General features: G+C 33.9%; 5 protein-coding genes. 2 read left to right on the forward strand and 3 right to left on the reverse strand.

Annotated elements, in window-relative coordinates:
- Window positions 1–259 precede the first annotated feature (259 nt).
- Complete coding sequence (locus ACIQXF_RS21280) at window positions 260–937, reverse strand: GNAT family N-acetyltransferase (RefSeq protein ID WP_402787299.1); 678 nt, start codon at window positions 935–937, stop codon at window positions 260–262.
- 543 nt (window positions 938–1,480) lie between these two features.
- Between ACIQXF_RS21280 and ACIQXF_RS21285 the strand changes: the two genes are divergently transcribed.
- Window positions 1,481–2,959 (forward strand): Lsa family ABC-F type ribosomal protection protein, encoded by a 1,479-nt coding sequence (locus ACIQXF_RS21285; RefSeq protein WP_402787302.1) that lies wholly within the window; start codon window positions 1,481–1,483, stop codon window positions 2,957–2,959.
- 102 nt (window positions 2,960–3,061) lie between these two features.
- On the opposite strand, the gene ACIQXF_RS21290 is transcribed toward ACIQXF_RS21285, so the two are convergent.
- Window positions 3,062–3,520 carry a DUF3139 domain-containing protein gene (locus ACIQXF_RS21290; RefSeq protein WP_402787305.1) on the reverse strand — a complete coding sequence of 153 codons (459 nt, stop codon included), beginning with the start codon at window positions 3,518–3,520 and terminating at the stop codon, window positions 3,062–3,064.
- Between the two features lie 434 nt (window positions 3,521–3,954).
- Here ACIQXF_RS21290 and ACIQXF_RS21295 point away from each other — a divergent pair, with 434 nt between their 5' ends.
- The gene (locus ACIQXF_RS21295; RefSeq protein WP_402787308.1) at window positions 3,955–5,115 is read left to right on the forward strand and encodes a Ger(x)C family spore germination protein; all 1,161 of its coding nucleotides are present in this window, start codon (window positions 3,955–3,957) and stop codon (window positions 5,113–5,115) included.
- Between the two features lie 97 nt (window positions 5,116–5,212).
- On the opposite strand, the gene ACIQXF_RS21300 is transcribed toward ACIQXF_RS21295, so the two are convergent.
- A complete protein-coding gene (locus ACIQXF_RS21300) occupies window positions 5,213–5,749 on the reverse strand; it encodes a GNAT family N-acetyltransferase (RefSeq protein ID WP_402787311.1) in 537 nt (178 codons plus the stop codon).
- Between the last annotated feature and the right edge of the window lie 251 nt (window positions 5,750–6,000).

The raw sequence follows: 6,000 nt of genomic DNA on the forward strand, positions 1-6,000 counted from the left end.
AAGGTTGTTAAACAGGTGTCGCAATTGCTCGTTATTTTTAGTACCGATGCGAGCATCTTTGAACTGTAGTTTAATCAATTTCAGCCTTGGCGTACTTGTAGCTGTCGCTTCGCTTTCGCACAGAAAACATTTGTAGCTGTCGCTTTGCTTTCGCTACAGTAAACCCGAATAAAGATAAAGTTAGCAAGTGAACCTCATTTTGAAAAATTAATCAAAATGAGGTCCTTCATGTCGTATTATAAAATTTTCAGCAGTTACTTTAACTCATATGAATGTCTATTCCATACTGATGTAAGTTCAGTTTCCTTGCCACAGATTGGGATGCGAAATTATCCCACGATGTACTATATAGAGCAATTCGACCTCTTTTTTGTACCTCTGCTGCCCAAGCATTAGTAACATCTATACCGTACCCTTTTCCACGGTAATCTTCATACGTGAATACGCTTGCTTCATCTGCTTTTTGGGACCTCCTTGCACTACAACAAATAGAGACAGGAATATTGTCCTCCATTATTACAAAACAGGGTTCCTTATATTCAAAATCCTCAAATGTATATGGAAAATAAGGTTTTAAAAGTTCTTTATTTTCGTGAGTTACTTGTATTACTTGTGTATGAGAACCGTCCATTACATCTGGAAACACATACGCTGGGCCAATCCATAAATTATTGAATTGACGGTCTATGCTTAAAACATTGATAAATTCCCCAAGATAAGTAACGGAATTTGTATCTATAACCTGTTCTAACTTCTTTACAAGGCTCGCATCTAGCGTTTTTGAATACCTTACTACACTTCCTAGATGGGTGCCACCAACGAAAAATCTTGGTGCAACATCGTATGGTGGTTCATTCACGACTGTTATTCGATTTTCAGTATCGTGTTTAAATAACACGTTCACATGAAGTTCCATCAATTCTAAATCAGATAACATTATATCCCTCCGTAATTTAACTTATCAATCTAGGTTTGATTGTTTAATCATTCTCTCCATCTTCTTTATCCAGAATCAATCTTGAAGGACAGTAATTTAAAGTGAAAATGATGTAGAGTTGTATTCCATAAAAAAATTTGCTACTATAAAAATACAATGATGAGAGGACTGATGAATGGACGATGATTAACTAAACTATATTTTTATTTGAAATGAATAACTTCAAACTTCAAAAATATAGGATTAGTCTGTCCATTTTTATAAATCAGTTTCCACTTTATTTGTCATGGTTTTAATGGCAATTAAGAACTTATTTCATTTAAGTGAAAGACTAATCCTTCCAATTACAACTTGGGAGGATTTTTTTATTCTCTCATAGTCATAAAGGAGAGAGAAAAATGTCCGATTCAGACACTATTGTTACGCATGTAATACTCCGTATAAGTCGTTAATATCCATCACACTCATACGGAGAAATTTAGCATAGATGGATGTGCCGACTTTGTAACAAATAAAAAGTGTAGATACAAAGGAGGAATTATCATGTCAATGATAAAAGTTCAAGACTTAACTTTTTCTTATCCAGGTAGCTTTGACAATATTTTTGAAGGTGTAAACTTTCAAATAGATACAGATTGGAAACTTGGATTTATCGGTAGAAATGGTCGAGGTAAAACAACATTCTTTAATTTATTATTAGGGAATTATGAGTATAGCGGGAAAATCATTTCTTCGGTAGAATTTAATTATTTTCCTTATCCCGTTTCAGATAAAAACAAGTATACGCATGAAATCATGGAAGAAATTTGCCCCCAAGCAGAAGATTGGGAAATTCTTCGTGAAATATCCTATTTAGACGTTGATGCCGAGGCAATGTATCGTCCTTTTAAAACTTTGTCAAATGGAGAACAAACAAAGGTGTTGCTAGCTGCACTTTTTTTGACTGAGGGTCAATTTCTATTAATTGATGAGCCAACCAACCATCTAGACACTGATGCACGTAAGGTTGTCTCTGATTATTTAAAAAAGAAAAAAGGCTTTATTTTAATTTCACATGACCGAAACTTTTTAGATGGATGCGTTGACCATATCTTATCTATAAATAGGGCAAATATTGAAGTTCAAAGTGGTAACTATTCTTCTTGGAAGTTAAACTTTGATAGACAGCAGGAACACGAAGAAGCAACAAATCAACGTCTACAAAAAGACATAGGGCGATTAAAACAGTCTTCAAAGCGTTCAGCAGGTTGGTCTAATCAAGTGGAAGCTTCTAAAAATGGGACCACGAATTCGGGTTCTAAGTTGGATAAGGGATTTGTAGGACATAAAGCAGCAAAGATGATGAAGAGAGCAAAGAACCTTGAAACTAGGCAACAAAAAGCTATTGAAGAAAAGTCAAAACTGCTAAAAAATGTGGAAAAAACTGAGGAATTAAAATTAGAACCATTGGATTATAAGTCAAATGAATTGATGGTTTTGGCTGATGTGTCTGTTAAGTACGATGACAAAATAGTAAATAAGCCAATTAGCTTTAAAGTTGAACAAGGTGACCGAATTGTACTTGATGGCAAGAACGGAAGTGGAAAAAGTAGTATCCTAAAACTAATTCTAGGAAATCCAATACAGTATACAGGCTCCATGCATATAGGTTCAGGCCTCATTATTTCCTATGTCACACAAGATACTTCTCATTTGAAGGGGCTGTTATCGGACTTTATTGAAGAGCATGAGATTGATGAAACGTTATTTAAATCCATCCTACGTAAGATGGATTTTGACCGAATTCAATTTGACAAAGATATATCGCATTATTCAGGTGGCCAAAAGAAAAAGCTACTTATCGCTAAAAGTTTATGTGAAAAAGCTCATATATATATTTGGGATGAACCGTTAAATTTTATTGATATTTATTCGCGCATGCAGATTGAAGAGCTTATTCAAAGATTTAATCCTACAATGGTTATTGTTGAGCATGATCAGGCATTTCAACAAACAGTTGCAACAAAAATTATATCTATGTAGTTAAATATTGAAGAGAAGAATCCATTTTGATCAAACTTTTTTTCAAAATGGATTCTTTTATTTTTCCGTAAAGTTTATAAGGTGTTTTTGAACATATTTTATTTAAGCAGCATCCACATTTAAAGACGTTATCACACCGCCCTTTTGTGGGAGATGCAATCTTGAAAAAAGTGTATTTATACAGTCTTTCACCATGTGTTTTCTTTTTTCAGTGTACTCGTTTTCGTAAGCGTCGATATCTTTATTGAGATGACTACAACTTTGTTGAATTTCTCCGTTCTTTTCTTGCTGGATATAAACGTATGTTTCTTCTGGTTCATCTTTAAAAATGACAAAAGCACGTGTTCTTTTTATACCTGCATCTTTTTTCATTGAATGGGATGCTTTAACTTCTAGCAACTCATCAGAATTATACCCCACATTATAAAGGTGGTCTTTTGTTGCATTTTCCATAAATAAGGAGCGAATAGGATTCCCATATAATCCATCATAAACGAGAAAAGGAACCGCTATAATCACTCCAATGAATAATACAAGACATAATAGTATAATTTTATTCAAAACGCACCTCCTGTTTCAGGTAATTTTCTCCACCTAAAAAATGATTCAACTTTTACCATCATTATAAATTTTACAACAAATATCCAATTTTCATGAGATTATTATTATTATACACACTTGGACTACCTCCTCATCTTGCAATCCAAGCCTATTTAATACTATTTTTAATCTCCCTGCAGGTGAATCACTAAATACAGTATAAGCAGCCTTGTACTGTTTATTTTTATGAGGAATGGCTTGATTTCTATTGTATTTTAATAATTTAATAAGTCTTCTTCATGTTTAAAACTAGCCGTTTTTTCTGTTTGTTGAGGCGGTTAATTAGCAACTTCTCTGTTTTCACTACTTATAATCCACTCTATTTATGTCTAAGCTAAAAATGTATCAGATCAGCTCCTTAAAATATATACAACTTTCTAAAAGTAGGTCGAAAAATGAAGACAATAATCAAATTTATCATAGGTTTAAGTGCTACACTATTGCTTTCGGGATGTTGGGATGTTTCGGAACCCCAAAGAATGTACTATATTAACGGTGTTGGCGTCGATTATAAAGATGGGCAATATGAAATTTATATGCAAATCATCAACTTTGCTAATGTAGCTAAAACAGAGTCACCTAATCCCCAAGCACCACAGGCAGAGATTGGGCATGCTAAAGGAAAAACAATGGAAGAAGCCTTTTTTAAAATGTACCGCTCCATCGATCAAAAAGTATTCTGGGGGCATATGAATTTTGTTCTTTTTTCTGAAGAAGCCTTAAAAAGTAAAAATGCAATTGCCATTATTGACAGTTTTCTACGTCATCGAGAAACAAGATATCAAATCTTGGCGTTTTGTACGCAGGACTCAATTAAAGACATCCTTCTAGTCGCACCCATATTAAATAAATCCCTTGCAGCTTCAAAACTTATCGATCCACTACATGCAGAAGAGATACAAAAAATTTTTGAGCCTGTTGATTTACGAAACTTAGTCATTAGCTTAGATGAACCGAGTCATGAAGTAAATATTCCATATGTTTCACTTTTAAAAGAAGAATGGCAAACATCCAAAGAAACCACAGAGGAAACAGCGCTCACAGGTGTCGGAGTACTTTCAAAAAATGGATTTAAAGGCTTTATTAAGGACAAGAATGCATCGGGTATTCAATGGATGCAAAAAACAAAGGCCCGAGGAGAAGTTACCTTTAAAATAGACGGTACTGACGATGATTACTTATCAGTAGATTTGGAAAAATTAAGTGTAAAAATAGAACCAATTGTCAAAAACAATCAAGTCACATTTGAAGTGGATATGGTTTTTGATGCAACTGTAAATGGTTTCAGAACAAAAATTACAGGAGACGAAATAAGAAAAAAAGTAATCGAGGAGGTTAAAAAAGATATTAGAGCAACCTATCTTGATGCATTAGAAAAGGATATTGATATTTACCGCTTATCCGAGCAGCTCTATCGAAAAAACGTAAAAGCATGGAAGAAATATGAGAAAGATGGAATAGTTCCATTAACAGAGGATTCAATTAGTAAACTCGACATTAAAGTAAATAAAGTGAATCCTGGTCGAAAAACATTTGCTGAAACAATTAAAAAATAGCTATGGTATGCTTTATCCAAGAGCGAAAATAATGAACTGCATCCTAAGCTCAGCTTTTAGGGAGCAGTTCACCCTCTTGGTCTTTAGCCATTCATAGTTATGATGGTTTTACATTTATTAGAGAATAAATATTCGTGTCATATGGAATATCATCTTGGTACATATAGTTTTTTAAAACCCCTTCTTTTTCAAAGCCTAATTTTGTTAATAGCTTGTTTGAAGCTTCATTTTCGGTAAAAACAATGGCACCGATGCGCATTAAATCCATCTCTTGAAAACCAAATGAGATGACTCGATTAACGGCTTCCTTTGCATATCCTTGCCCCCAACTGTCTGGAAAAAGTGCGTAGCTGATCTCAGCTCTTTTATGTTCAGTAGACCACTCTTGAAAACCAATAGTTCCAATGATACCTTCTTGCCCTTTTATGGTAATCCCCCATTTGATGCCCCGTTTTTCATCATAATTCTTTGAAAAATTATTTATGATTTGTTGAACTTGCTGTAAATTTGTTAATGGTTTCTGCCCATAATGACGTAGCACATCAGGATTAGAAAAGCATTTTAAAATATCTGTGGCGTCATTTTCAGTGAGTTCTCTTAATATTAATCGTTCTGTACTTAATACAGGAAACATTTTCTTCCCTCCACTCTAAAAAAGTTATATTTGCGTGAAATCGATTATTTGAATCGAACATTCGAGCTTTCAATGTCAATCTCCTTCAAAACTCCTAAAAAAATATGTTAAAATCTACTTTTCGGTAGTATAATAATTACATATTTTGATTATAGGAGGCTCATCACCAAAATCTGGGGATGACAAAATCAATGACCTGTTTCCAAACGTAAACGGAGGAAAAGATGGGCATCATTTCGGTAGCCAAAACC

The organism is Lysinibacillus sp. NPDC097231, assembly GCF_044761885.1.
Taxonomy (GTDB): Bacteria; Bacillota; Bacilli; order Bacillales_A; family Planococcaceae; genus Lysinibacillus.

What these genes read in the sequence shown, in the direction of transcription:
- ACIQXF_RS21280 (WP_402787299.1), bottom strand. Translation starts at nt 937, where the DNA reads ATGTTATCTGATTTAGAATTGATGGAACTTCATGTGAACGTGTTATTT.
- ACIQXF_RS21285 (WP_402787302.1), top strand. Translation starts at nt 1,481, where the DNA reads ATGTCAATGATAAAAGTTCAAGACTTAACTTTTTCTTATCCAGGTAGC.
- ACIQXF_RS21295 (WP_402787308.1), top strand. Translation starts at nt 3,955, where the DNA reads ATGAAGACAATAATCAAATTTATCATAGGTTTAAGTGCTACACTATTG.
- ACIQXF_RS21300 (WP_402787311.1), bottom strand. Translation starts at nt 5,749, where the DNA reads ATGTTTCCTGTATTAAGTACAGAACGATTAATATTAAGAGAACTCACT.